The organism is Pannonibacter anstelovis, assembly GCF_036881715.1.
In the GTDB taxonomy this organism is placed as follows: Bacteria; Pseudomonadota; Alphaproteobacteria; order Rhizobiales; family Stappiaceae; genus Pannonibacter; species Pannonibacter anstelovis.
The window spans coordinates 1-251 of the sequence record NZ_JBAKBF010000043.1 but is presented as its reverse complement, the minus strand read 5'-3'; the positions used below and the strand labels follow the sequence as shown (position 1 = coordinate 251).

Annotated in this window: 1 protein-coding gene; it reads left to right on the top strand. The window is 47.8% G+C overall.

Annotation, left to right across the window (positions count from 1 at the left end; translation table 11 throughout):
- On the top strand, window positions 1–251 hold a 251-nt coding region (locus V6L75_RS21135; protein WP_334253409.1), incomplete at both ends, for a hypothetical protein.

The window sequence follows — 251 nt, the reverse complement described above, 5'->3', positions numbered from 1 at the left end:
CTGAAAGGAAAAGAGAGGGAATGCCTTAAGAGAGGAAGGGAGAAAAGAAGAGAAGGGGAAGGGAAAGAGGGAGAAAGAAGGAGAAAAGAAGGAAGGAAGAGGAGGGGAGAAGGAAGAAGAGGAAAAGAAAGAGAGAAGGAAGGGGGAAAAGAGAAAAGAGAACGAAAGAGGAAGAGAAAGAAGAAGGGGAAGGAAAAAAGGAGGGAGAGAGAGAAGGAATGCCCAGCCGGGATACGGCGGCAAAAGGGAGA